Below are 24,074 nucleotides of genomic sequence, written 5' to 3'. Positions count from 1 at the left end.
AGCAACGGACTGCCCTTGGGACTACGTGAAATGGAGCTGACGATGAAACGATCTTTTACCCTATCCAGCCTGCTGTTAACCACTGCGACGGCCAACACGTCCGCGCAGTCAGCCGAATTCGCCAGCGCGGATTGCGTTACCGGCCTGAATGAAATCGGTCTGATCTCCGTCGCTAATCTTTCCGGCAGCCAACAGGATGTGGAGCACGCCATTGCCCGCAAAGCGGACGAGCAAGGCGCCTCCTGGTATCGCATTATTCAGATGTACGAGGAACAACAGCCGGACAGCTGGCGCGTGCAGGCCATTCTCTACGCCTGAGGCGCCTGGCGCCCCCGCCCCATGGCCCGCAGCAGCAGGTCGTCGAGGGTCGGCGCGTCAAGACGTATGCCGCCGCGCGTGTCGAGCATCATCCGGCACCAGGCTTCGGCCAGCGGCGGCGAAGCGAAACGCAGCATCTGCGCCCCCGCCCCCAGACGATAGACCAGCCGGGCAATCTCTCTGCCCTGCTCTTCGGCGGGTCGTTTCAGCAATTGCTGCAGCTGACGCCATGCGCGGTCGAGATGGCGGTTTTGTCCTTTCACCTCCGCACACTCCGCGGCCAGCAGCTCCATCGCCGCCGGCTGCTTGCTCAGTACCCGCATCACATCGAGGCACATAATATTGCCGGAGCCTTCCCAGATGCTATTGACCGGCATCTCGCGATACAACCGCGGCAACTCACTCTCCTCGCAATAGCCGATCCCTCCCAGGACTTCCATCGCCTCAGCGACAAACGGGATACCGGCCTTGCAGATGGCAAACTTGGCCGCAGGCGTAAACAGACGCGCCCAGGCGCTTTCCCGGGCATTATCCCGACGGTCCCAGGCTCGCGCCAGACGAAACAGAAACGCGGTCTGTCCTTCAAGACGGAGCGCCATTTGCCCCAGCAGCTGGCGCATCATCGGCTGATCGACCAGATTTTTACCGAACGCCTGACGCTGTAGCGCATGATACAGCGCTACGGAGAAGGCCCGGCGCATCAGGGCATGGCTGCCCAGCGCGCAGTCAAAGCGGGTGAGACCGCCCATCCTGAGGATCTGCCGCACGCCGTCGCCCTCGTCGCCCACCAGCCAGCCGCAGGCGTCATAAAACTCCACTTCGCTACTGGCGTTGGAGCGGTTGCCGAGCTTCTCTTTTAAGCGCTCCAGACGCACCCCGTTGCGCTGCCCGTCGGGCAGCAGGCGCGGCACAAAGAAGCACGACAGACCCGCAGGCGCCTGGGCCAGCACCAGGTGCGCATCGCTCTGCGGCACCGAGAAGAACCATTTGTGTCCCACCAGCCGGTAAAACCCTTCCGCTGTTTTCTCCGCGCGGGTGGTATTGCTCAGCACATCGGAGCCCCCTTGCTTCTCGGTCATCCCCATGCCAATCAGCAGACCGCGCTTCTGGTCGCCCGGCGCGAGGTGGGGATCGTAACGGTCGCTCAGCAGCGGCGACAGCCAGTCGCCAAAAGGCGCGGGCAGGGCGCGCTGCAGCAGGGGCGTCGCGGCGAAGGTCATGGTTATCGGGCACAGCGTTCCGGCCTCTACCTGGGCGTGAAGCAGAAAGCGAGCGGCGCGCGCGACAAACGCGCCTTCACGGGCATCCTCCTGCCAGGCGAGATTATGCACCCGGTTCGCGCACAGCCCCTGCATCAGCAGGTGCCAGGCGGGGTGGAAGCGAACGTCGTCCAGTCGGGCGCCGGTGGCGTCATAGCGCAGCAGCTCCGGCGGGTTGCTGTTGGCCAGGCGTCCCAGCTCCAGCGATTCTGCGGTCCCCAGCTGCTGGCCAATGCTGGCGAGCAGATCGCCATCCCAGCCGGCGCCTTCACGGACCACCGCTTCACGTAGGGCGGTATCGGACAGGAACAGATTGCTGTTATTCAGCGGGGTCGGTTGATTAAAAACGGTGTGGGTTTGCCAGTGCATCGTGTCTCCCTCCATCAATGGCGATAAGCCTAAGTATGGTTATCCGGGGGGATACTCGCCCGCGAGAGCGGTCACAAAAAAGCCATCCCGAAGGATGGCTTTTCAGTTTCGTCAGCGGGTCAGCTTAGCTGCGCTGGCGTACCGCCTCAAACAGGCAGATGCCGGTGGCCACCGAGACGTTCAGCGAGGAGACGCTGCCCGCCATCGGAATGCTGATCAGCTCATCGCAGTGCTCGCGGGTCAGGCGGCGCATGCCTTCGCCTTCCGCGCCCATCACCAGCGCCATCGGCCCGGTCATTTTGCTCTGGAACAGCGTATGGTCGGCTTCACCTGCGGTTCCAACGATCCAGACGTTCTCCTCCTGCAACAGACGCATGGTGCGCGCCAGGTTGGTGACACGGATCAGCGGGACGTTCTCCGCCGCGCCGCAGGCCACTTTCTTCGCCGTCGCATTCAGCTGCGCGGAACGATCTTTTGGCACAATCACCGCGTGCACGCCGGCAGCATCGGCGCTGCGCAGGCAGGCGCCGAGGTTATGCGGATCGGTCACACCGTCAAGGATCAACAGGAACGGCTGATCGAGCTGCGCCAGCAGATCCGGCAGATCATTCTCTTGATACTGACGCCCCGGCTTCACGCGGGCAATGATCCCCTGGTGTACCGCGCCTTCGCTCTTCTCATCGAGAAACTGGCGGTTGGCCAGCTGAATCACCACGCCCTGCGCTTCCAGAGCGTGGATCAGCGGCAGCAGGCGCTTATCCTCACGGCCTTTCAGAATATAAACTTCCTGAAAACGCTCAGGTGCGCGCTCCAGCAGTGCCTGCACCGCATGGATGCCGTAAATCATTTCACTCATTGATGTACTCGTTTTAGGTTCTGTTATCCGCCCTTCACCCCGTCCTGCGTCAGCAGACTTCAGGATGAAGGGTGGTCAATCACTCGGCGCTTTTCTTCTTTGCCGCGCGCTTGGCTTTGGTGGCGGCGGCGATTTTCTGCGTTTTCGCCGACGGTTTTTTCGCTTTCTTCTCGCCTTTCGGCTTCGCTTTCGCCTGGTCTTTTTCTTTGCGGAACGCGCTGTCCGGCTCGAAGTTCACCTGCTTACCGACCTGACGACGACGGCCGCCCGGTTTGCCGGAGGTGCTCTTTTTCGCTTTCTCACGGGCGGTTTTGCCGACATTACGCGGCGCGCGCTCGCTGGAGATTAGGGTAAAGTCGATTTTACGCTCGTCCATGTTGACCGCTTCCACACGGACTTCCACGCGGTCGCCCAGGCGATAAGTCTGCCCGCCGGACTCGCCGATCAGACGCTGCCCCACCTGGTCGAAACGATAGTAGTCGTTATCCAGAGAGGAAACATGCACCAGGCCGTCGATAAACAGATCGTTGAGACGGACGAAGAAGCCAAAGCCGGTCACGCTGGCGATAACCCCGGAGAAGATGTTGCCTACCTGATCCTGCATGAAGTCGCACTTCAGCCAGTCGGAGACTTCGCGCGTCGCTTCATCAGCGCGGCGTTCGGTCATCGAGCAGTGCTCGCCCAGCTGCAGCATCTCTTCCATGCTGTAGTGCCAGCCGCCGGTCTCCGTGCTGTTGCCTTTATGCCCCTGCTCTTTGGCCAGCAGATATTTGATGGCGCGGTGCAGCGACAGATCCGGGTAACGACGGATCGGCGAGGTGAAGTGGGCATAGGACTGCAGCGCGAGGCCAAAGTGCCCGCGGTTTTCCGGATCGTAGACCGCCTGCTTCATCGACCGCAGGAGCATCGTCTGAAGCATTTCCGCATCCGGGCGATCGGCGATGGAGGTCAGCAGTTCGGCGTAATCGCGCGGCTCCGGCTTGTTGCCGCCAGGCAGTTCCAGCCCCAGCTCCGCCAGCACGCTGCGGAACGCGGTAATCGCCTCGGTGCTCGGTTTATCGTGGATACGGAACAGCGCCGGCTCCTGCGCCTTCTCAACGAAGCGCGCGGCGGAGATGTTCGCCAGGATCATGCACTCTTCAATCAGCTTGTGCGCATCGTTCCGCTGGGTCTGTTCGATACGCTCGATACGGCGCTCGGCGTTGAAGATGAATTTAGCTTCTTCACTTTCAAATGAGATACCGCCGCGCTCTTCGCGGGCGCCATCCAGCACCTTGTAGAGGTTATGCAGTTCTTCAATATGCTTCACCAGCGGCGCGTAGTGCTCGCGCAGCTCCTGGTCGCCCTGCAGTATATGCCACACCTTGGTATAGGTCAGGCGAGCATGTGAACTCATCACCGCTTCATAGAATTTATAACCGGTCAGACGGCCTTTTGACGAAATCGTCATCTCGCATACCATGCACAGGCGATCGACCTGCGGGTTCAGCGAGCACAGACCGTTAGACAACACTTCCGGCAGCATCGGTACCACCTGCGACGGGAAGTAGACCGAGGTTCCACGGCTGCGCGCTTCCGCGTCCAGCGGCGTCCCCGGACGCACGTAGTAGCTGACGTCGGCAATGGCTACCCACAGGCGCCAGCCGCCGCCGCGTTTCTTCTCGCAGTACACTGCGTCATCGAAGTCGCGGGCATCTTCACCGTCAATAGTGACCAGCGGCAGGGAGCGCAGATCGACGCGCCCGGCTTTCGCCTCTTCCGGCACCTGCTCTTTCAGGCCGGAAACCTGATTTTCCACCGCCGGCGGCCAAACGTACGGAATTTCATGGGTGCGCAGCGCCATATCGACAGCCATGCCGGTACCCATGTTGTCGCCCAGCACTTCGACGATTTTCCCCACGGCTTTGGTGCGGCGGGTCGGGCGCTGGGTCAGCTCGACCACCACCACGTAGCCCATCCGCGCGCCCATAATCTCTTCCGGCGGGATCAGGATATCGAAGCTCAGGCGACTGTCGTCCGGGACAACGAAACCGACGCCAGCGTCGGTAAAGTAGCGGCCAACAATCTGGCTGGTTTTCGGCACCAGGACGCGGACGATGCGCGCTTCGCGGCGGCCCTTGCGGTCCGCGCCCAGCGGTTGGGCCAGCACCTGATCGCCATGAATACAGGTTTTCATCTGCTCTGACGACAGATACAGATCGTCTTTGCGCCCTTCAACACGCAGGAAACCATAGCCATCACGGTGACCAATAACGGTTCCTTTGAGGAGATCAAGGCGCTCCGGCAGCGCATAGCACTGACGGCGGGTGAAGACCAGCTGACCGTCGCGTTCCATCGCGCGCAGGCGGCGGCGCAGCGCTTCGGTTTGCTCTTCGCCCTCAATATTTAACTCGATGGCCAGCTCATCGCGGCTGGCGGGCTTTTCCCGTTTGGTTAAATGTTCGAGGATAAATTCCCGGCTCGGGATTGGGTTCGCGTACTTCTCAGCTTCGCGTTCCTGGAATGGATCTTGTGACATATCGGTTCCTCCGTTGTCATCTCCGGCAGAGTGGCGTCACTCCACCAGCAATAATTTATAAAGCGGTTGATTCTTCTCAACCAAATCAGCCAGCGTATAGTTATCCAGTTCCTTGAGAAAACTCTGCGCGGCTTCAGCTAGTGCCTGTTTCAGACGACAGGCTGGAGTAATGTGGCAAAACTCGCTGCTGCAGTTGACCAGCGATAAGGGTTCCAGGTCGCGTACCACGTCACCGACGCGGATCTGTCCAGCTGGTTTGCCGAGGCGAATGCCCCCGTTCTTCCCCCGCACGGCAGTCACATAGCCCATGCGACTTAACTGATTGATTATTTTAACCATATGATTACGGGAGACGCCATAGACCTCGGTTACTTCCGAGATACTGGTCATCCGTCCTTCCGGCAGCGACGCCATATAAATCAGCGCCCGTAGTCCGTAATCGGTGAAACTCGTTAACTGCACATAAACCTCAGGGAAAAGAAAACAGGGTATGTCGAGCGACATCATTATTATTGATGATAAACCAGCCAGCGCTCAGGCCGCTAATTTATTTAAAATGGGGCGGGCGAACAGCAAAAACAAGGGCGCCTGAACGGCGCCCCTTGCGAGTGATTATGCGTCGAACGGGTCGCGCAGAATCATGGTCTCGGAACGGTCTGGACCAGTAGAGATGATATCAACCGGTACGCCGGTCAGCTCTTCAATACGCTGGATGTAGTTCAGCGCTGCCTGCGGCAGGCCGCTGCGCTCTTTCACGCCGAAGGTGGTTTCAGACCAGCCCGGCATGGTTTCGTAGATAGGCTCGATACCTTCCCAGTTGTCGGCTGCCAGCGGAGTGGTGGTCACTTCGCGGCCATCCGGCATACGGTAGCCGACGCAGATTTTCACTTCTTTCAGGCCGTCGAGGACGTCCAGTTTAGTCAGGCAGAAGCCGGACAGGGAGTTAATCTGCACCGCGCGACGAACCGCGACAGCGTCCAGCCAGCCGGTACGACGACGACGACCGGTGGTGGCGCCGAATTCGTTACCCTGCTTGCAGAGGAACTCGCCGGTCTCATCAAACAGCTCGGTCGGGAACGGACCCGCGCCGACGCGAGTCGAGTAAGCTTTGATGATACCCAGAACGTAATCCACATAACGCGGGCCCAGGCCGGAGCCGGTCGCCACGCCACCCGCGGTGGTATTGGAAGAGGTTACGTACGGATAGGTACCGTGGTCGATATCCAGCAGCGTGCCCTGTGCGCCTTCGAACATTACGAAGTCGCCACGTTTACGCGCCTGATCCAGCAGGTCGGAAACGTCTACCACCAGGCCGGTCAGGATGTCGGCAATCGCCATCACATCGTCCAGCACTTTCTGGTAGTCAACCGCTTCTGCTTTGTAGAAGTTCACCAGCTGGAAGTTGTGATATTCCATCACTTCTTTCAGTTTATCGGCGAAGGTTGCTTTATCGAACAGATCGCCAACGCGCAGACCGCGACGAGCGACTTTATCTTCGTAAGCCGGGCCGATGCCGCGACCGGTGGTGCCGATCGCCTTCGCGCCGCGCGCTTTTTCACGCGCCACGTCCAGCGCCACGTGATAGTCAAGGATAAGCGGGCAGGCTTCAGAGAGCAGCAGACGCTCGCGAACCGGGATACCACGGTCTTCCAGGCCCTTCATCTCTTTCATCAGCGCAGCCGGAGACAGCACGACGCCGTTACCGATGATGCTGGTGACGTTTTCACGCAGAATGCCTGATGGAATAAGATGGAGAACGGTTTTTTCACCGTTGATTACGAGAGTATGGCCGGCGTTGTGACCACCCTGGTAGCGCACAACATATTTAGCCCGTTCTGTCAGGAGATCGACGATCTTCCCTTTACCTTCGTCACCCCATTGGGTGCCCAGTACGACGACGTTGTTACCCATTTTTCAAAATCACCGTTTGCTTAAAAATGGATTCTACCATCGCTTTTTCAGAGTTACAGCACTTTTTGCATCCAAAATAAGGCAAATCCGACCACTTTTTGATCAGCCAATCGATTTCCTCAACATGTAGTAGATCACAATCCCGGCAACCACAAGTCCGCCGCCAAAGCGCCGCAATAAATTATCCGGAAGCTGGCTCAGGCTGGCGACCATCTTGCGCCAGGCTCGCGGATAAAGTAGCGGGCCAAGCCCTTCGAGTACTAAAACCAGCGCCAGCGCCAGCCAAATGGTGGAGTTCATCGTCAACCCTAATTGAAAATTATTATCGCCGCCTTCGCAGGCGTCATCGGCCAGCATAGTGAATGCATTCACTCAATTCACATTGTCCCGTATTTCCTCTTCATTATGAACCGGAAAGGTGAAACAAAATTCATAACCATTTGTATTGCTGTCTATTTTTTAAATTGCAACTATGCCGTCGCGTACTACAACCCGGTACGTCTACATAATCAGGAAGATTATCATGAGAGAATTAACCGCAGTTGAAATCGAAAATGTGAGCGGCGCTGGCTGGTTACAGGATGGCCTGGCAACCTTAGGCAGTAAGGTTGGTGCCGCCGTATGGACGATGGGCACCGATGCCCTGAGCATCAACCTGCCGCTGATTGGCACCATTAATCTGGCCGATCTGGCGCCGGACCTGGGGCAAACTCTGGGCAAAAGCGTTGGCACCACCATCGGCGGCACCATCGAAAGTACGCTGGCGAGCCTGCCGCTGATCGGTGGCCTGCTGAACAAGCTGCTCGGCAATTAATTCCGCCCTCAGAGTATGAAAAAGGCGCCTGTTTCAGGCGCCTTTTCGCGTTGACACTTCAGGTTTACACCCTCTCCGGCTTATTTACGCGCCGAATCCGGTGAACGCATATAGCGGAAGAAATCGCTATCCGGGCTCAGGACCATGACATCCTGATTGCTCTGGAAGCTCTTCTCATAGGCGCGCAGGCTACGAATAAAGGAATAGAAGCCTGGATCCTGACTGAACGCGTCGGCAAACAGTTTTGCCGATTCCGCATCGCCTTCACCACGCAGGATACGACCCTGTCGCTCGGCTTCCGCCAGCGTCTTGGTGACTTCATAGTCCGCGGTCGCGCGCAGTTTTTCTGCCTCTTCCTGGCCCTGTGAACGGTGACGACGGGCAACCGCTTCACGCTCCGCGCGCATACGGTTATAGATCGCTTCCGACACTTCCGCCGGCAGGTTGATCTGTTTGATACGCACGTCGACCACTTCAATACCCAGCGCCGCCATACTGTTCGGGTTGATCACCTGCACTTTGCCGTTGGTTTCCGCCTCCACGCGCTCTGCCGCTTTGGCAATCGCATCGTCAGCCGCCGGCGTGCTAACCTCGTCTTCCGTACCGGCCGACCCTGAGTTCAGCGCATCACGCACTTCCAGCGTCAGGCGGCCACGGGAATCGGTGACGATGTCTTTCACATCCAGACGACCAATTTCAGAACGCAGACGGTCCGAGAATTTACGCTTCAGCAGCACCTCGGCCTGGGAGACGTCGCCGCCGCCGGTGGCCAGGTAGTAACGGCTGAAGTCGCTGATACGCCATTTGATGTAGGAGTCGACGATCAGGTCTTTCTTCTCTTTGGTGACGAAACGGTCAGCCTGGTTGTCCATGGTCTGAATACGCGCATCCAGCATCTTCACCGATTCGATAAACGGGATCTTGAAGTGCAGGCCTGGCGCATACACCAGCGGCTTATTTTCGTCGTCGCGCAGAACTTTACCGAAACGCAGCGTGATACCGCGCTCGCCTTCCTTCACGACAAAGACTGACATGTAGAGCACTACCAGCACGATGACAATGATCGCGATAACAGATTTACGCATCGTTATTCCCCCTGACGCTGGTAGTCGTTACGCTGCGCGTTAGCGCGGCGTTGGTCCATAATGCTACCCCCGGTTGAGCTCGAGGTTGATGAGGTGCTGGCGCTGCCAGTGCTGGATGCAGGCGGCAGGCGCAGCAGATCGCTGGCGTCACTGCTATCGCTCTTTGCAGCCGGCGCAGCGGCGCCTTTCAGCATCTGGTCCAGCGGCAGAACCATCAGATTGCCGTTTTTGCTGTCATTGACCAGCACTTTACGGGTGTGGCTCAGCACTTTTTCCATGGTTTCGATATACAGACGCTCGCGGGTAATTTCCGGCGCGGCTTTGTATTCCGGCAGGATCTTCGCAAAGCGAGCCACTTCACCCTGGGCTTCCAGAACGGTCTGGGTCTTATAGGCGCGTGCCTCTTCGAGGATACGCTGCGCCTGACCATTCGCCCGCGGCTGGACTTCGTTGGTATACGCTTCCGCTTCACGAATGTACTGCTGCTCGTTCTCACGCGCGGCAATGGCATCGTCAAACGCGGCCTTCACCTCTTCCGGCGGACGCGCCGTCTGGAAGTTGACGTCCAGCAGAGTGATACCCATGTTGTACGGGCGAATCGTCTCTTCCAGCTCACGCTGGGTATCGCTACGGATCACGGTACGGCCTTCGGTCAGAATGCGATCCATGGTATATTTACCGATCACCCCGCGCAGCGCGCTGTCGGTAGCCTGACGCAGGCTGTCATCCGCGCTGGTGACGCTAAACAGGTAGCGCTCCGGATCGGTGACGCGGTACTGCACGTTCATCTCAACGCGTACCACGTTTTCGTCAGAGGTCAGCATGACGCCGGACGCCGCCAGTTCGCGTACTGACTCCACGTTCACCGCCTGCACGTTATCGATAAAGGTCGGCTTCCAGTTCAGGCCCGGCTCAACCAGATGGCTGAACTTACCAAAGCGGGTGACCACGCCGCGTTCGGCTTCTTTAATAGTATAGAAACCGCTGGCCGCCCAGATAATCACTGCCGCCGCGGCAACGATGCCGACAATACGCCCGCCCATCGGTCCGCGAGGTCCCTGCGCGCTATTGCCGCCGCCCAGTCCGCCCTTGCCGCCGCCGAGCCCGCCAAGTTTTTTACTTAACTTGCGGAAGATATCATCCAGATCCGGCGGCCCCTGCTCGCGACCGCCTTTGTTGCCATTTCCCTCAGAGTTGCCGCCAGGTTTGCTGCTCCCCCACGGGTCGCGGTCCTGTCCGTTATTACCGGGCTGATTCCACGCCATGTATATGCTCCATATTTGTTTTTGATATCCCCACAGGGGTCAATATCTTCAGGCAAGCTGCAAGGTCAAACCACATAGTCAACAAGCGTTGGCTCTTGCTTACAGAGGCGCCGCCAGTCAACGATCGGCATGCGCACCTGCAGACTCACGCTGCCGTCATCCTCCATCCACTCTTTTTCTATCGCCTGAAGCTGATAGAAACGGCTTCTCAGTCGCCCTTCTTTCGGCGGTAAGCGCAGCGTATGCTGGGCCACTTCACCGGAAAGGCGCTCCGTTAACGCCTGAAAAAGCAGTGGTACGCCAACCCCGGTCTGAGCGGAAAGCCAGACCCGAATCGGTTTATTTTCATCGTTGCGATCGATGCGCGGTTCAAAATCGTCCAGCATGTCGATTTTGTTCATCACCAGCAGCGCCGGGATCTCATCGGCCTCAATTTCAGCGAGAACCGTATTTACCGCATCAATGTTTTCCTGCACGCGGACATCCGCAGCGTCAATCACATGCAGCAGCAGCGTCGCCTGACGCGTCTCCTGCAACGTCGCTTTAAACGCGGCCACCAGATCGTGCGGCAGGTGGCGAATAAAGCCGACGGTATCGGCCAGCACCGTTTCGCCGACGTCAGGGACGTCAATGCGGCGCAGCGTCGGGTCCAGGGTCGCGAACAGCTGGTTCGCGGCATAGACCTCGGCGGCGGTGATCTGGTTAAAGAGCGTTGATTTTCCGGCGTTGGTGTAGCCCACCAGCGACACGGTTGGAATATCGGCTTTCGCGCGCGACCGCCGCCCCTGCTCACGCTGTTTTTCGACTTTTTCCAGCCGCGACAGGATCTGCATGATGCGGTTACGCAATAAACGACGGTCAGTTTCGAGCTGGGTTTCACCCGGGCCACGCAAACCGATCCCGCCCTTTTGTCTTTCAAGGTGGGTCCAGCCGCGGACAAGGCGGGTCGCCATATGGCGCAGCTGCGCCAGCTCGACCTGCAGTTTCCCTTCATGGGTGCGCGCGCGCTGAGCGAAAATATCTAAAATAAGACCGGTACGATCGATAACCCGGCATTCGCACAGGCGTTCCAGGTTGCGTTCTTGCGCCGGACTCAGGGCATGATCGAAGAGCACGACCGAAGCGCCGGTCGCTTTAACGGCTTCCGCAATTTCGACTGCCTTACCTTCACCAACAAAATACTTCGGGTGCGGTGCTTTACGGCTACCGGTAATCACCTGCATTGCTTCGACACCGGCGGAAGAGGCCAGAGTTTCAAACTCCTGGAGATCTTCCATATCTTTGTCTTGCGAAAAATAGATGTGTACCAGTACCGCCTGCTCACCGGCGTCATAACGGTCAAACAAGCGTAAACCCCTTATAAAATACCAGCGGGGAACGCAGAAAACCTGGCTCCCCGGCGTGGAAAAACAGCACTAGCCTTATTCGGCGTCGTCGCTGTCTTGTTGCGGCGCAGAAGAGCTCTGCGCGCTACCACCGTGGTGATAGTTACTGGAACCGCCGCCAGCATTGTTGCTGTGGTGAGACACCGGGCGAGACGGGACAACAGTAGAAATTGCGTGCTTATAGACCATCTGGCTGACCGTGTTCTTCAACAGGATCACGAACTGATCGAAAGACTCAATTTGCCCTTGCAGCTTGATACCATTCACCAAATAAATAGAAACCGGAACGCGTTCCCGACGCAAAGCGTTCAGGAACGGATCTTGTAAAGATTGCCCCTTAGCCATTCTCTCTTTTCCTTATATGTATGCTTGTTTTGTACTCAGAACCTTACGATTCTCAAAAAAAATTACGCACGATACCGTTTAATTGTACACGTTCAGTTCTGGCTCGCACCAACAACCTGTAATACTTTGTTGAGCGCTTGTTCAGGTTGTTCACTGTCTAACCAATGCACACCTTCCCAACCGCGCAGCCAGGTGACCTGACGTTTGGCTAACTGTCTCGTGGCGCAAACACCTCGATAAACCATCTCATCATATGGGATCTCGCCATTGAGATATGACCACATCTGGCGGTATCCGACACAACGGATGGAAGGCATATCCGTATGCAAATCTCCGCGGGCAAAAAGCGCCCGTACTTCTGCTTCAAAACCTGAAGCTAACATCTGATGAAAACGCTGTTCTATGCGTTGATGGAGCAGTTCACGGCTCGCCGGGGCGATGGCGAACTGATGCACCTGATATGGCAGAGCGTCTCCTGACGTTTGCGTCAGTTCCGTTAAAGTTTTACCCGAAATGAAAAAAACTTCCAGTGCCCGGGAAAGCCTTTGCGGATCATTTGGATGAATACGCGCAGCCGCTACGGGATCGATCTCCTGTAACTGCTGATGTAACGCGTTCCACCCCTGCTCTGCGGCCTGTTGCTCAATCCGCGCTCTGACCTCTGGGTCAGCGGACGGTAAGGGCGACAATCCTTCCAGCAACGCTTTGAAATACAACATCGTCCCGCCGACTAACAGCGGAATTCGCCCGGCGGCGACAATTTCCGCCATCGCCGCCAGCGCATCGCGGCGAAAATCCGCCGCGGAATAGGCCTCTGCAGGATCCAAAATATCCAGCAGCCGGTGCGGCGCAGCGCTAAGCTCTGCGGCATCCGGTTTGGCGGTGCCAATATCCATTCCCCGATAAATGAGGGCGGAATCAACACTAATCAACTCTACTGGCAAAACTTTACGTAAGGCTATCGCCAGCGCGGTTTTGCCGGAGGCCGTCGGGCCCATTAAAAAAATTGCCTTGGGCAGGCTCGCCTCGGTTACATCATTCATCTTTCAGGGCATTCATCGCCGAATGGAGATCTACAGGTTGTAACAGGCCACCCGGCGGCGTTCTCACCAGCTGCGGGCAAAGACGCTCAACGTCCGCCAGCAGCGCAATCGCCTGCGCCATATTCCATGACGTCTGTTCGCTCGTCAGATTACGCGCCATCCATTGGGCGATATTGCCGACGTCGAATGCGTTTTGCTGCGCCAGGTAGCCTATCAGTTCAGGAATCAAGATTTGTAAATTTTGTTGTCTTAAGGGTAAAGGGACCGCGCGCACCGTCACGTGCAGGGCATCGGTATGCATATCGATCCCCAGCTGCGTCAGCGCCGGATGCGCGGCGGCCAGCGCCTGTTTTTCCCCTTCCGTCACTTTTAACCGCAGGGGGATCAGCAGCGGCTGGGCACAGACGGCCTCTGCTCCCGGGGTCAACTGCGCCTGGCGCAGCCAGCGCTCGGCAACGGTCAACGACAGCAGCGCCAGGCCGCCCTCGCGCTCGAGCAGCGCGCAGTCGCGGCTCACAATCGTCAGCACTCTGCCAAAGCTCTGGCTGTGACCGGCCAGTTCCGCCGTGGCCGGAGTCTGTAACGCGGGCTTTGGCGCCGTTGGCGTGTCGAGCAACTGACGATAAAGCGCCCCTTGCTGCTTCTGGTAACCCGGCTGCGCGTGCGGCCAGCTCGCGCCGCCCGGCCTGCCGCTGGAGGCCGCAGACTCACGCGATGGCGTGATGCTGAAACGGGTTGCCGGTTCACGCGCTTCCGACGGCCGCGCAAACTGGTTGCCGCCCGCCGCGATCCGGTTCTCCGGCATCGCACGGGGCGCCGGCGGGTCGTCTTTTTCCGCCAGCGGCGCGTCAAGCTGCTGCTGCAGCACGCTCAGTACGCCCTGGTAGATAAAGTCATGCACCAGGCGCGACTGATGGAAACGCACCTCATGCTTGGCCGGGTGGACGTTCACATCCACCTGATGGGGATCGATCTCCAGATACAGCACAAACGCCGGCTGCTGATCGGCCCCCAGTTTGTCTTCACAGGCCTGGCGGATAGCGTGGTTGATCAGCCGGTCGCGCATCATCCGCCCGTTAACGTAGCAATACTGAATTTCCGCCAGCGCAGGGGTGGTATGCAGCGGATCGGCGACCCAGCCGCGCAGGGTCAGATCGCCATGCTGCCACTCGATCGCCAGGGCATGTTCAAGAAAGGCGGCGCCACAGATGGTTCCCAACCGCCGCTCCCGCTGGCCATCCTGAGCGACTGCCCGATACTGGCGCATCACCTTGCCGTTATGGCTGAGGTTGATGGTGACGTCGAATCGCGCCAGCGCAATGCGGCGCACCACCTCGTCAATGTGGCCGAACTCGGTCTTTTCGGTGCGCATAAATTTGCGCCGCGCCGGGGTGTTGTAGAACAGATCGAGGACTTCAAGGGTAGTGCCGACCGGGTGCGCCGCCGGCTTCACCGTCACCGCCTGATCGCGGCCTTCGGCATACGCCTGCCAGGCTTCCTGCTGTTCCGCCGTCCGCGAAGTGAGCGTCAGGCGCGCCACCGAACTGATACTGGCCAGCGCTTCGCCGCGAAAACCGAGGCTGATAATGGCTTCGAGATCGTCGAGCGAGGCGATCTTGCTGGTCGCATGACGAGCCAGGGCCAACGCCAGCTCGTCTTTTTTGATGCCGCTGCCGTTATCGCGGATGCGAATAAGCTTCGCGCCGCCGCGTTCGATATCAATGTCAATCCGCGTGGCGCCCGCATCAAGACTGTTCTCAACCAGCTCTTTCACCACCGACGCGGGCCGCTCCACCACCTCGCCGGCGGCAATCTGGTTGGCGAGCTGCGGCGGCAGAACCTGAATCGGCATCCCCTGCTCCTTAGTTAATCAACATCCCGCCCGGCGAGGCGGCGCTGGCGGTCTGCGCCGCCTCGCCGCGAGGCGCCGACTGCAGCGGATGCTGCATAAAGTAGTTGCGCAGACCGTTATAAATCGCCTCCGCAATCTGCTCCTGGTAATCATCGCTGCCCAGCAGCCGTTCTTCCCCGTTGTTACTGATGAAGCCCGTTTCCACGAGGATCGACGGAATGTCCGGCGAGCGCAGTACGCCGAGGCTGGCATGCTCCGGACGGCGTTTATGCAGATTGCCAATCCGCTGCAGCTGGCTGAGCACGTTGGTCGCGACATCGTAGCCGACGCGTTGGGAGTGACCGAACTGCAGATCCAACACCGCCTGGCTCAGGTAGGGATCGGCCTGGCTGTTCGCCAGCACATCGCCCGCGCCGCCGAGCAGTTCAGACTGTTTCTCATGCTGTTCCAGCCAGCCGGCCATTTCACTGTTGGCGCGACGGTTAGAGAGCACCCATACCGAGGCGCCGGTGGCGTCGCGGTTTGGCGCGGCGTCAGCATGGATTGAGACGAGGAAGTTGGCATTTTGCTTACGCGCCACATCCGAGCGTCCCATTACCGAAATAAAGTAATCCCCGTCACGGGTCAGCACCGGCTTAAACTGCGGATCGGCGTTCAGCAGCGCCCGCAGCTTGCGCGCGATAGCGATAGTCACGTTCTTCTCTTTGGTGCCGTTCGGGCCAATCGCGCCAGGATCCTGGCCGCCGTGCCCGGCATCGATGGCGATAATGACTTTGTCATCCGCCGACACCGTGCGGGCCGCCGGACGGGTCACGGTCTGATTGTTGGTCATCGCCGGCTGAGAGGAGGTCATCACCGTCTGCCGTTCATGACCCGACGAGCTGAACGGGTTACGCCCTGACGTCACCGTCCGGGAAGGCATCACCGGCGGCGGGTCGGCCCGTTTCACCACCACAGGAGGTGGCGGCGGCGGCGGCGGCGCGTCGGCGTTGATGGTAAAGACCACCGTGTAATTCGCCCCGTTCTGTTGCTTCACCGCCCGGGTTTTGCCATCTTCCGTCAGATCCACCAACAGACGCAGCGTCTGCGAATCCTGCGGCGTACCGGCACGAATGCTCTTCACCAGGTTGCTGCCGCTAAATTTCAGCGGCAGTCCCTGCAATACGCCGGTCTGTTTGATATCCAGCGCCACCAGTCGTTTGCCCTGGGGGGTAAAAGAGTACTCCGGTTCACCGACAAAGCTAAGAGTAATACGGGCCTGCTGGTCTCCGTTGGAGACCTGGATATCGGATAAACTCGCCGCAGTGGCGTGAAGACTCGACAGCATCAGCGCAGCGGCAAGCCAGGTGGTTATGCGATACTTCATCCCGTCATCCTTCAGGCTAAATGGCTAAACGTGCCAGTAAAGACTCACCCCGTGAGGAGATCGCGGTAATGCGCGCCTCACGCCCTTGTGCCTGGTAATCAAGGTGAATTTCAACGTCCGGGTCAGGCAGGACACCTGCGCCTTGCTGCGGCCATTCCACCAGGCAGATGGCATCGTCGGCAAAATAATCGCGGATCCCCATAAATTCCAGCTCCTCAGGATCCGCCAGGCGGTAGAGATCGAAGTGATACACCATCAGCTTGTCGAGGGTATACGGTTCCACCAGGGTATAAGTTGGGCTTTTGACATTGCCGCGGTGACCGAGCGCCTGTAAAAAGCCGCGGCTAAAGGTGGTTTTTCCCGCGCCTAAGTCACCATAAAGGTAAATCACGGTGGCGCCGGTACAGGCCTGCGCAATACGGTCGCCCAGGGCCAGCGTGGCCTGCTCATCGGGTAAAGGAATCACTCGGTTAATCATGGTCTACGTCAATCACATCCGGGTTAACAACACGCTTGAGCGTGGAAAAGAGATCGGTCGCCAGCATGCCGCGGGTGCCCTCGCGGGCGGCCAGTCGGTCGGCGGCATCGCCATGAGCGACGCACCCGGCACAGGCAGCATCATACGGCGTCAGGTGCTGTCCTAACAATGCGGCGATGATGCCAGTGAGCACATCGCCCATGCCGCCGCTGGCCATCCCGGCATTGCCGGCGTCGATAATGCCCATCGCCCCGCTTTCACTGGCCACCACCGTGCCCGCGCCTTTCAGCACGACCACGCCGCCATACCGTTTTACCAGACGCTGCGCAGAAAGTAAGCGATCGCTTTCAATTTCTGCCACGCTGATATTCAGCAGACGGGCCGCTTCGCCGGGGTGCGGCGTCAGCACGCGATTGTGACGTTTATCGGGATTGAATGCCAGCAGGTTCAGCGCATCGGCGTCCCAGACCATCGGTTTGTTAACCCTTTCCACCATGCGCAGGGCGCTGCGTCCCCACTCGTTCTGCCCCAGACCTGGGCCAATCGCCACCACCTCCGCCCATTCCAGCGCGGCTTTCAGGGTCTGCGGCGTCAGCTCATCCACCATTAATTCCGGCCGGGCGGTGATAATAGGCGCCACGTTCTCCGGGTGAGTAAGTACTCGCACCAGCCCTGCGCCGGCGCGTAAAGCCGCTTCACCGCACATGCGAATCGCGCCTGCCGTGCCGCGATCGCCGCCGACGATCGCCAGCTTGCCGTGATCGCCCTTATGGGAGGTGGCCCGGCGCGGCGGCAGCCAGTCGGCAAGGTGGGCGGCGCAAAACCGCGTCAGGGGGGTACTTTGCCCGGCGAGCCAGCGCTCAAGCCCCAGCGCATGATGGTGGAGCTGCCCGACGACATCCCGCGCCTTGCCGGTCAGCAGCCCCGGTTTGAGCGCGATAAACGTCAGCGTATGGTCGGCCTGAATGACCGCCCCCGGCGTCGCGCCGGTCTGCGCGTTCAGGCCGGAAGGGATATCCAGAGCCAGCACCGGCGCAGGATGGTGGTTCGCCTGGTGAATGAGCACCGCGACGTATTCACGCGGCGCACTGCGCAACCCGGTGCCGAGCAGGCCATCAATAATCAGTGAGATATCGTCTGGCCAGGGGACAGTGGCCGCATGGATCACGCCGCCGGCGTTAAGCCATGCCTCCCGCGCCGCCTGCGCCTCTTCCGGCAGCGGGCTGTCACTCTCTACCGCCAGCAGCGTCACCCTCCGCCCGGCGGCCTGGGCCAGACGCGCGACGACATATCCGTCACCGCCGTTGTTGCCATGCCCGCAGAGGATCAGCCAGTGCGCGCTGTCAGGAAAAGCGCGGCTGGCCAGTTGGAACGCCGCCTCGCCCGCGCGCTGCATCAGTTCAAACAGCGTCAGTCCCAGGCTGTCCGCCGCCTCTCGTTCGGCCAGGCGCAGCGCCTCCGCAGGCCAAATGTTGTATGGTATACTGTCAGGGTTTTTCGTCATTGTATGGTCCATCATGTCACAGCCCCTCGATCTCGTTCAGTTAGCGCAACAAATCAAACAATGGGGCACAGAGCTCGGGTTCCAGCAGGTCGGTATCGCTGATACCGACCTCAGCGCCAGTGAACCCAAACTGCAGGCATGGCTGGATAAACAATACCACGGCGAAATGGAGTGGATGGCCCGTCACGGTATGATGCGCGCCCGCCCCCACGAACTGCTGCCCGGTACGTTACGCGTCATCAGCGTGCGGATGAATTATCTGCCCGCCAACGCCGCCTTTGCCCGCACCCTGAAAGATCCCGCGCTGGGTTACGTCAGCCGTTATGCCCTCGGGCGTGATTATCATAAGCTGCTACGTAATCGCCTGAAAAAACTGGGTGAGAAGATTCAGGAACAGTGTGCTTCGCTCAATTTTAGACCTTTTGTCGATTCCGCGCCTATCCTGGAACGGCCCATTGCAGAAAAAGCGGGCCTTGGCTGGACAGGTAAGCACTCACTTATCTTAAGCCGCGACGCCGGATCATTCTTTTTTCTCGGCGAACTGCTGATTGACCTGCCCCTGCCGGTCGACAGCCCGGTCGCGGAGGAGTGTGGACGCTGTGTCGCCTGCATGACTATCTGCCCCACCGGGGCCATCGTTGAGCCCTATACCGTCGACGCCCGCCGCTGCATCTCCTATCTCACCATCGAACTGGAAGGCGCTATTCCGGAGGAGTTCCGTCCGCTCATCGGCAACCGGATCTATGGCTGCGACGACTGCCAGCTTATCTGCCCGTGGAACCGTTTCTCACAGCTCACCGATGAAGAGGATTTCAGCCCGCGCCAGGCGCTGCATGCCCCGCCGCTGGTGGAGCTGTTCGCCTGGAGCGAAGCGTGGTTTCTGAAGGTGACCGAAGGGTCGGCGATTCGTCGCATTGGTCACCTGCGCTGGCTGCGTAATATCGCCGTCGCGCTGGGCAATGCGCCCTGGGATGAAGCCCATCTTCGCGCACTGGAGAGTCGCCTGGGCGAGCACCCGCTTCTCGACGAGCACATTGAGTGGGCGATTGCCCAGCAACTGAAAAAGCGCAGCGTCGACGCCGTCGAAGTACAGCTGCCGAAAAAATTACGTCTGGTCAGGGTGGTAGAGAAAGGCCTGCCGCGCGACGCCTGATTCATTCACAGGCTGTGAATAAAATCTAAAACACATTGAGTTTCAAGGCGCAGACCGAGGTCAAGTGATCGGATTAACATTTCGAAATGAAATTTAATTGTTAAATTTCAATTAGATATAAAGATATTATTTACAAAGCGAAGCATTTACGCCGTCAGAAGCGAAACGACAACCTGTGGATAACTCTGTTTACAGTATTTCTGCAGACCAAACGAAAATCATCCCCGGCGCTGGATTGCACTGTGGATAAATAAGAGATGGAAGAAAATTTGGAGCGGGAAACGAGACTCGAACTCGCGACCCCGACCTTGGCAAGGTCGTGCTCTACCAACTGAGCTATTCCCGCTTAATCATCGTCATTCAAGCTACCGTGTAGCAACCTGAAAACTGCGACTGGTGTGGTGTGTCATTCAAATTTTGGAGCGGGAAACGAGACTCGAACTCGCGACCCCGACCTTGGCAAGGTCGTGCTCTACCAACTGAGCTATTCCCGCTTAATCTTCGGCTTTCGCCCCGCATCTGCGAGATGAAATCCTTTGATCAGGATGGTGCTTTCAAATTTTGGAGCGGGAAACGAGACTCGAACTCGCGACCCCGACCTTGGCAAGGTCGTGCTCTACCAACTGAGCTATTCCCGCGTTACTGCATTTTTTGCCATATTTCGATGGCGTCGTAATTTGCATTTCTGCGTCGTTACGGGAGGCGCATTATACGAGAATTCGATGCCCCTGCAACCCCCTGTTCATCACTTTTTTGCGTTTTTTGTTTAAATGGATATTTTCTCGCCACCTACGCCGCTGAATTGTATAAATAAGCGTCATTTCGGGCAAAATCGCTTTTTCCGCCCGCCTGAATGACGCAAAATCGCTCGCATCATACAGCGGTGGCGCGGCGTAAAACGAGGCCACCACGCCGCCAAACAGGGAATTAGCATGAGAAAAGTCCTCACCGTCCTGCTGCTGAGCACGCTGGCTATCGGAACCGCGTCAGCCGAGACGCTCCATTTTGGCACCAGCACGGCCAATCCGCCGTTTGTCACTGCCAACGGCAAGAATCAGCCTGTCGGCTTCGATATCGATCTTGCCCAGGCCCTGTGCCAGCAGATGCAGGCGCAGTGTCAGTTCACAGCGCAGCGTTTCGATACGCTGATCCCGGCTTTACGCTTCAAGAAATTTGACGCGGTGATTGCCGGCATGGAAGTGATCCCGATGCGTGAGAAGCAGGTCGCCTTCAGCCGTCCCTATCGCCAGGCGCTCTCCGGGGTGGTGATCGTCAACAAAGATGTCGCCCATACCTTTGCCGACCTGAAAGCCAAAAAAGTCGGCGTGGTGAAAGGCACACTGCATCAGCACTATCTGCGTGATAAACAGAAAGCCGTACAGGCTGTTCCTTACGACGATGTCGCCAGCGCCCTGGCGGCGCTAAAAGCCGGGCAAATAACCGGCGTTATGGGCGACTTCGCCACCCTCGACGCCTGGCAGCAGGAGAACCCTGACTACGCCATCATGGATGAACGGGCCACCGACCCGGCCTATTACGGTAAGCAGTATGCGATTGCGGTGCGCAAAGACGATCCGGAGCTGCTGAATGCGATCAACGATGCCCTGACCTCGGTCATGGCGACGCCTGACTTCCAGCAGATGCAGCAGAAGTGGTTTAAATAACGCAGAAAGGTGTACCGGGCCGCGCACAGGGCCCGGTCGCGGTTTACAGCTTGATGAAATGCTCGCGGTAGTAAGCCAGCTCGGCGACTGACTCGCGGATATCGTCCATCGCCTGGTGGGTACCCTGCTTTTTAAAGCCGTCGAGAATTTCCGGCTTCCAGCGGCGCGCCAGCTCTTTCAGCGTGCTAACGTCCAGATAGCGATAGTGGAAATAGGCTTCCAGTTGCGGCATGTACTTAAACAGGAAGCGACGATCCTGGCCGATGCTGTTGCCGCAGATCGGCGATTTACCCGCCGGCACCCACTGCTTAAGAAACTCAATGGTCGCCAGTTCGGCGTCGTGCTCGCTGACGGCGCTGGCCTTCACGCGATCCACCAGCCCGCTGCCGGTATGCGTCCGCACATTCCACTCGTCCATCAGCGCCAGCTGGGCATCCGATTGATGCACCGCGATGGTCGGCCCCTCGGCCAGAATGTTCAGGTTGGCATCGGTCACCAGGGTGGCGATTTCGATAATGCGATCGCGCTCCGGATCCAGCCCTGTCATCTCAAGATCGATCCAAATGAGGTTGTTTTCATTTGCACTCATGCTATTTTCCACCCTTCTTGCGTGACTATATTCATCTAAAATAGCGTGTATCATAGAGGTTTTGCCCCATCAGGGCGACCAGGAGCCAGTTCGATTGAGTAAAAATAAACTCTCCAAAGGCCAGCAGCGCCGCGTCAAAGCCAACCACCAGCGCCGTCTGAAAACCACTGCGGAGAAGGCCGACTACGATGACAACCTGTTTGGCGACACGTCGGAAGGCATTGTCATCAGTCGCTTTGGCATGCATGCCGACGTCGAATCCGCTGACGGCAGCGTGCATCGCTGCAATATCCGCCGGACGATCCGTTCGCTGGTCACCGGCGACCGCGTGGTCTGGCGGCCGGGTAAAGACGCTGCCGACGGCGTAAGCGTCAAAGGGATCGTCGAAGCGGTTCACGATCGCGCCTCCGTCCTGACGCGTCCGGATTTTTACGACGGCGTGAAGCCTATCGCCGCCAATATCGACCAGATCGTGGTGGTTTCCGCGATCCTGCCTGAGCTGTCGCTGAATATTATCGATCGCTATCTGGTGGCCTGCGAGGCGCAGGATATCGAGCCGTTAATCGTCCTGAACAAAATCGATCTGCTGGATGACGATGGCCTGCGCTTCGTCAATGAGCAAATGGACATCTACCGCAACATCGGTTACCGCGTACTGCTGGTCTCCAGCCGTACTCAGGACGGCCTCAAGCCGCTGGAAGCGGCCCTGACCGACCGCATCAGCATCTTTGCCGGGCAGTCCGGGGTGGGTAAATCGAGCCTGCTGAACGCCCTGCTGGGGCTGAATGAGGATCAGATCCTCACCAATGATGTCTCGGACGTTTCCGGCTTAGGCCAGCACACCACCACCGCGGCGCGCCTCTACCACTTCCCGCACGGCGGCGATGTGATTGATTCACCGGGGGTACGTGAGTTCGGCCTGTGGCATCTGGAAGCGGAACAAATCACCAACGGCTTTGTCGAATTCCATGATTATTTAGGCCGTTGCAAATATCGCGACTGTAAACACGATACCGATCCTGGCTGTGCGCTTCGTGAAGCGGTAGAGAACGGCAAGATCGCCGAGAGCCGTTTCGAGAACTACCACCGCATCCTGGAAAGCATGGCGCAGGTACAGGTAAAAACGCGTAAAAACTTTTCCTCGTCCGATGACTGACCATTAAGCTGAGCGTCACGTCAGGCGCTGCCGGGCAGCGGTGATGACGCAGCTTACGCGGATGCCATTTAGCGAGTTTTACGTATAGAATCGTCCCCCTTTTTTCAGGTCCCCGCCCGCGGGCGGGGTCAGGAACGACATATCATGGCCTGGAGGCTACTTTGTTAAACGATCTTAAACTTTCACTGCAATACATTCTGCCTAAACTGTGGCTCACCCGCCTCGCAGGCTGGGGTGCGAGCAAACGCGCAGGTTGGCTGACGAAGCTGGTCATCGATCTGTTCGTGAAATACTACAAGGTCGATATGAAAGAGGCGCAGAAGCCGGATACCGCGGCCTATCGCACCTTCAACGATTTCTTTGTACGCCCGCTGCGCGACGACGTTCGCCCGCTGAATACCGATCCTAACGTGCTGGTGATGCCGGCCGACGGCGTAATCAGCCAGCTTGGCGCGATTGAAGACGACAAAATTCTGCAGGCCAAGGGCCACAACTACAGCCTGGAAGCCCTGCTGGCCGGCAACTATCAGATGGCCGACCTGTTCCGTAACGGCAGCTTCGCCACCACCTATCTGTCGCCGCGCGACTATCACCGCGTGCACATGCCGTGCAACGGCATCCTGCGCGAAATGATCTACGTTCCTGGCGACCTGTTCTCCGTTAACCATCTGACGGCGCAGAACGTGCCGAACCTGTTCGCCCGTAACGAGCGCGTCATCTGCCTGTTTGATACTGAGTTTGGTCCGATGGCGCAAATTCTGGTGGGCGCGACTATCGTCGGCAGCATCGAGACCGTGTGGTCCGGCACCGTGACCCCGCCGCGCGAAGGCATTATTAAACGCTGGACCTGGCCCGCTGGCGACAGCGAAGGCTCCGTCGCCCTGCTGAAAGGCCAGGAGATGGGCCGCTTTAAACTGGGCTCCACCGTGATCAACCTGTTTGCCCCGGGCCAGGTGAAGCTGGTCGACACGCTGCAAAGCCTGTCCGTGACTAAAATCGGCCAACCGCTGGCGACAACGGTGGAAGCAACCGCCGCCGCTGAACCGGCGCCGTTACCGGAAGAAGAGATCCGCGCCGAACGTCGCGCCAGCCCGCTGGTTGACGATAAACAAGACCAAGGTTAATTCTTCAGCAAAAGGGTTAT

At 58.5% G+C, this 24,074-nt stretch carries 22 protein-coding genes and 3 tRNA genes; 6 read left to right on the top strand and 19 right to left on the bottom strand.

The features are described 5' to 3' along the window. Window positions 1-42 precede the first annotated feature (42 nt). Window positions 43-318: a DUF1471 family protease activator YjfN gene (yjfN, locus tag ACQUTI_RS21335; protein WP_004206450.1), complete on the top strand. Its 276-nt coding sequence runs from the start codon at window positions 43-45 to the stop codon at window positions 316-318. On the opposite strand, the gene ACQUTI_RS21330 is transcribed toward yjfN, so the two are convergent. The 6 genes from ACQUTI_RS21330 to ACQUTI_RS21305 all read right to left on the bottom strand — a co-directional run bounded on the left by ACQUTI_RS21330 (window position 309) and on the right by ACQUTI_RS21305 (window position 7,531). Continuing rightward, window positions 309-1,946, bottom strand: a complete 1,638-nt coding sequence (locus tag ACQUTI_RS21330; RefSeq protein WP_049092062.1) for an isovaleryl-CoA dehydrogenase — start codon at window positions 1,944-1,946, stop codon at window positions 309-311. The genes yjfN and ACQUTI_RS21330 overlap by 10 nt on opposite strands. 124 nt (window positions 1,947-2,070) lie before the next feature. Beyond that, window positions 2,071-2,802, bottom strand: coding sequence for a 23S rRNA (guanosine(2251)-2'-O)-methyltransferase RlmB (gene rlmB, locus ACQUTI_RS21325; RefSeq protein ID WP_002885669.1), 732 nt, complete (start codon window positions 2,800-2,802; stop codon window positions 2,071-2,073). A 79-nt stretch (window positions 2,803-2,881) separates the two neighbouring features. Further along, entirely contained in the window at window positions 2,882-5,320 is a 2,439-nt protein-coding gene (gene rnr, locus ACQUTI_RS21320; RefSeq protein ID WP_004206447.1) for a ribonuclease R, read from the bottom strand. Window positions 5,321-5,356: 36 nt separating this feature from the next. Next, a complete protein-coding gene (gene nsrR / locus ACQUTI_RS21315; protein ID WP_002885667.1) occupies window positions 5,357-5,782 on the bottom strand; it encodes a nitric oxide-sensing transcriptional repressor NsrR in 426 nt (141 codons plus the stop codon). Between the two features lie 150 nt (window positions 5,783-5,932). Beyond that, window positions 5,933-7,231, bottom strand: coding sequence for an adenylosuccinate synthase (locus ACQUTI_RS21310; protein WP_114508596.1), 1,299 nt, complete (start codon window positions 7,229-7,231; stop codon window positions 5,933-5,935). Between the two features lie 102 nt (window positions 7,232-7,333). Next, the gene (locus tag ACQUTI_RS21305) at window positions 7,334-7,531 is read right to left on the bottom strand and encodes a DUF2065 domain-containing protein (protein ID WP_002885664.1); all 198 of its coding nucleotides are present in this window, start codon (window positions 7,529-7,531) and stop codon (window positions 7,334-7,336) included. A 223-nt stretch (window positions 7,532-7,754) separates the two neighbouring features. Between ACQUTI_RS21305 and ACQUTI_RS21300 the strand changes: the two genes are divergently transcribed. Beyond that, window positions 7,755-8,045 carry a hypothetical protein gene (locus ACQUTI_RS21300; RefSeq protein WP_023319562.1) on the top strand — a complete coding sequence of 97 codons (291 nt, stop codon included), beginning with the start codon at window positions 7,755-7,757 and terminating at the stop codon, window positions 8,043-8,045. Between the two features lie 80 nt (window positions 8,046-8,125). On the opposite strand, the gene hflC is transcribed toward ACQUTI_RS21300, so the two are convergent. The 9 genes from hflC to nnr all read right to left on the bottom strand — a co-directional run bounded on the left by hflC (window position 8,126) and on the right by nnr (window position 18,368). Beyond that, a complete protein-coding gene (gene hflC, locus ACQUTI_RS21295) occupies window positions 8,126-9,130 on the bottom strand; it encodes a protease modulator HflC (protein ID WP_002885662.1) in 1,005 nt (334 codons plus the stop codon). A 2-nt stretch (window positions 9,131-9,132) separates the two neighbouring features. Further along, window positions 9,133-10,395 (bottom strand): FtsH protease activity modulator HflK, encoded by a 1,263-nt coding sequence (hflK, locus tag ACQUTI_RS21290; protein WP_004206443.1) that lies wholly within the window; start codon window positions 10,393-10,395, stop codon window positions 9,133-9,135. Window positions 10,396-10,460: 65 nt separating this feature from the next. Then, window positions 10,461-11,741 (bottom strand): ribosome rescue GTPase HflX, encoded by a 1,281-nt coding sequence (gene hflX / locus ACQUTI_RS21285; protein ID WP_021312665.1) that lies wholly within the window; start codon window positions 11,739-11,741, stop codon window positions 10,461-10,463. Between the two features lie 75 nt (window positions 11,742-11,816). Then, on the bottom strand, window positions 11,817-12,125 hold the full coding sequence (hfq, locus tag ACQUTI_RS21280; protein WP_043519288.1) for an RNA chaperone Hfq: 309 nt from the start codon (window positions 12,123-12,125) through the stop codon (window positions 11,817-11,819). A gap of 92 nt (window positions 12,126-12,217) precedes the next feature. Next, on the bottom strand, window positions 12,218-13,168 hold the full coding sequence (gene miaA, locus ACQUTI_RS21275; RefSeq protein WP_004206442.1) for a tRNA (adenosine(37)-N6)-dimethylallyltransferase MiaA: 951 nt from the start codon (window positions 13,166-13,168) through the stop codon (window positions 12,218-12,220). Then, complete coding sequence (gene mutL, locus ACQUTI_RS21270) at window positions 13,161-15,020, bottom strand: DNA mismatch repair endonuclease MutL (protein WP_049092065.1); 1,860 nt, start codon at window positions 15,018-15,020, stop codon at window positions 13,161-13,163. The genes miaA and mutL overlap by 8 nt, the downstream gene beginning before the upstream one ends. A 10-nt stretch (window positions 15,021-15,030) precedes the next feature. Continuing rightward, complete coding sequence (gene amiB / locus ACQUTI_RS21265) at window positions 15,031-16,386, bottom strand: N-acetylmuramoyl-L-alanine amidase AmiB (RefSeq protein ID WP_064795176.1); 1,356 nt, start codon at window positions 16,384-16,386, stop codon at window positions 15,031-15,033. 16 nt (window positions 16,387-16,402) lie between these two features. Then, window positions 16,403-16,864, bottom strand: a complete 462-nt coding sequence (gene tsaE, locus ACQUTI_RS21260; protein WP_004206439.1) for a tRNA (adenosine(37)-N6)-threonylcarbamoyltransferase complex ATPase subunit type 1 TsaE — start codon at window positions 16,862-16,864, stop codon at window positions 16,403-16,405. Then, window positions 16,857-18,368 (bottom strand): bifunctional ADP-dependent NAD(P)H-hydrate dehydratase/NAD(P)H-hydrate epimerase, encoded by a 1,512-nt coding sequence (gene nnr, locus ACQUTI_RS21255; RefSeq protein WP_162994600.1) that lies wholly within the window; start codon window positions 18,366-18,368, stop codon window positions 16,857-16,859. The genes tsaE and nnr overlap by 8 nt, the downstream gene beginning before the upstream one ends. Before the next feature lie 13 nt (window positions 18,369-18,381). Here nnr and queG point away from each other — a divergent pair, with 13 nt between their 5' ends. Further along, entirely contained in the window at window positions 18,382-19,521 is a 1,140-nt protein-coding gene (gene queG, locus ACQUTI_RS21250) for a tRNA epoxyqueuosine(34) reductase QueG (RefSeq protein ID WP_017900602.1), read from the top strand. Between the two features lie 270 nt (window positions 19,522-19,791). Here queG and ACQUTI_RS21245 read toward each other — a convergent pair. From ACQUTI_RS21245 to ACQUTI_RS21235, 3 genes are all read right to left on the bottom strand, one after another. Continuing rightward, window positions 19,792-19,867: transfer RNA gene (locus tag ACQUTI_RS21245), tRNA-Gly, on the bottom strand. Window positions 19,868-19,939: 72 nt separating this feature from the next. Next, window positions 19,940-20,015 (bottom strand) — tRNA-Gly (locus tag ACQUTI_RS21240). Between the two features lie 68 nt (window positions 20,016-20,083). Then, window positions 20,084-20,159: transfer RNA gene (locus tag ACQUTI_RS21235), tRNA-Gly, on the bottom strand. A gap of 294 nt (window positions 20,160-20,453) precedes the next feature. Here ACQUTI_RS21235 and ACQUTI_RS21230 point away from each other — a divergent pair. After that, window positions 20,454-21,185, top strand: coding sequence for a transporter substrate-binding domain-containing protein (locus tag ACQUTI_RS21230; protein WP_043519279.1), 732 nt, complete (start codon window positions 20,454-20,456; stop codon window positions 21,183-21,185). Window positions 21,186-21,228: 43 nt separating this feature from the next. Here the strand turns inward: ACQUTI_RS21230 and orn are convergent, their stop codons facing one another. Next, on the bottom strand, window positions 21,229-21,774 hold the full coding sequence (orn, locus tag ACQUTI_RS21225; RefSeq protein ID WP_004206435.1) for an oligoribonuclease: 546 nt from the start codon (window positions 21,772-21,774) through the stop codon (window positions 21,229-21,231). Window positions 21,775-21,868: 94 nt separating this feature from the next. Between orn and rsgA the strand changes: the two genes are divergently transcribed. Together rsgA and asd are read left to right on the top strand one after the other, a co-directional pair. After that, a complete protein-coding gene (rsgA, locus tag ACQUTI_RS21220; RefSeq protein WP_053810855.1) occupies window positions 21,869-22,930 on the top strand; it encodes a small ribosomal subunit biogenesis GTPase RsgA in 1,062 nt (353 codons plus the stop codon). A gap of 161 nt (window positions 22,931-23,091) precedes the next feature. After that, the gene (gene asd, locus ACQUTI_RS21215; protein ID WP_122542098.1) at window positions 23,092-24,054 is read left to right on the top strand and encodes an archaetidylserine decarboxylase; all 963 of its coding nucleotides are present in this window, start codon (window positions 23,092-23,094) and stop codon (window positions 24,052-24,054) included. Window positions 24,055-24,074: the final 20 nt, after the last annotated feature.

Source organism: Klebsiella sp. 7-CIP_Kleb. (assembly GCF_050378655.1).
GTDB lineage: Bacteria > Pseudomonadota > Gammaproteobacteria > Enterobacterales > Enterobacteriaceae > Klebsiella > Klebsiella quasipneumoniae.
This window is presented reverse-complemented; position numbering and strand designations above follow the sequence as displayed.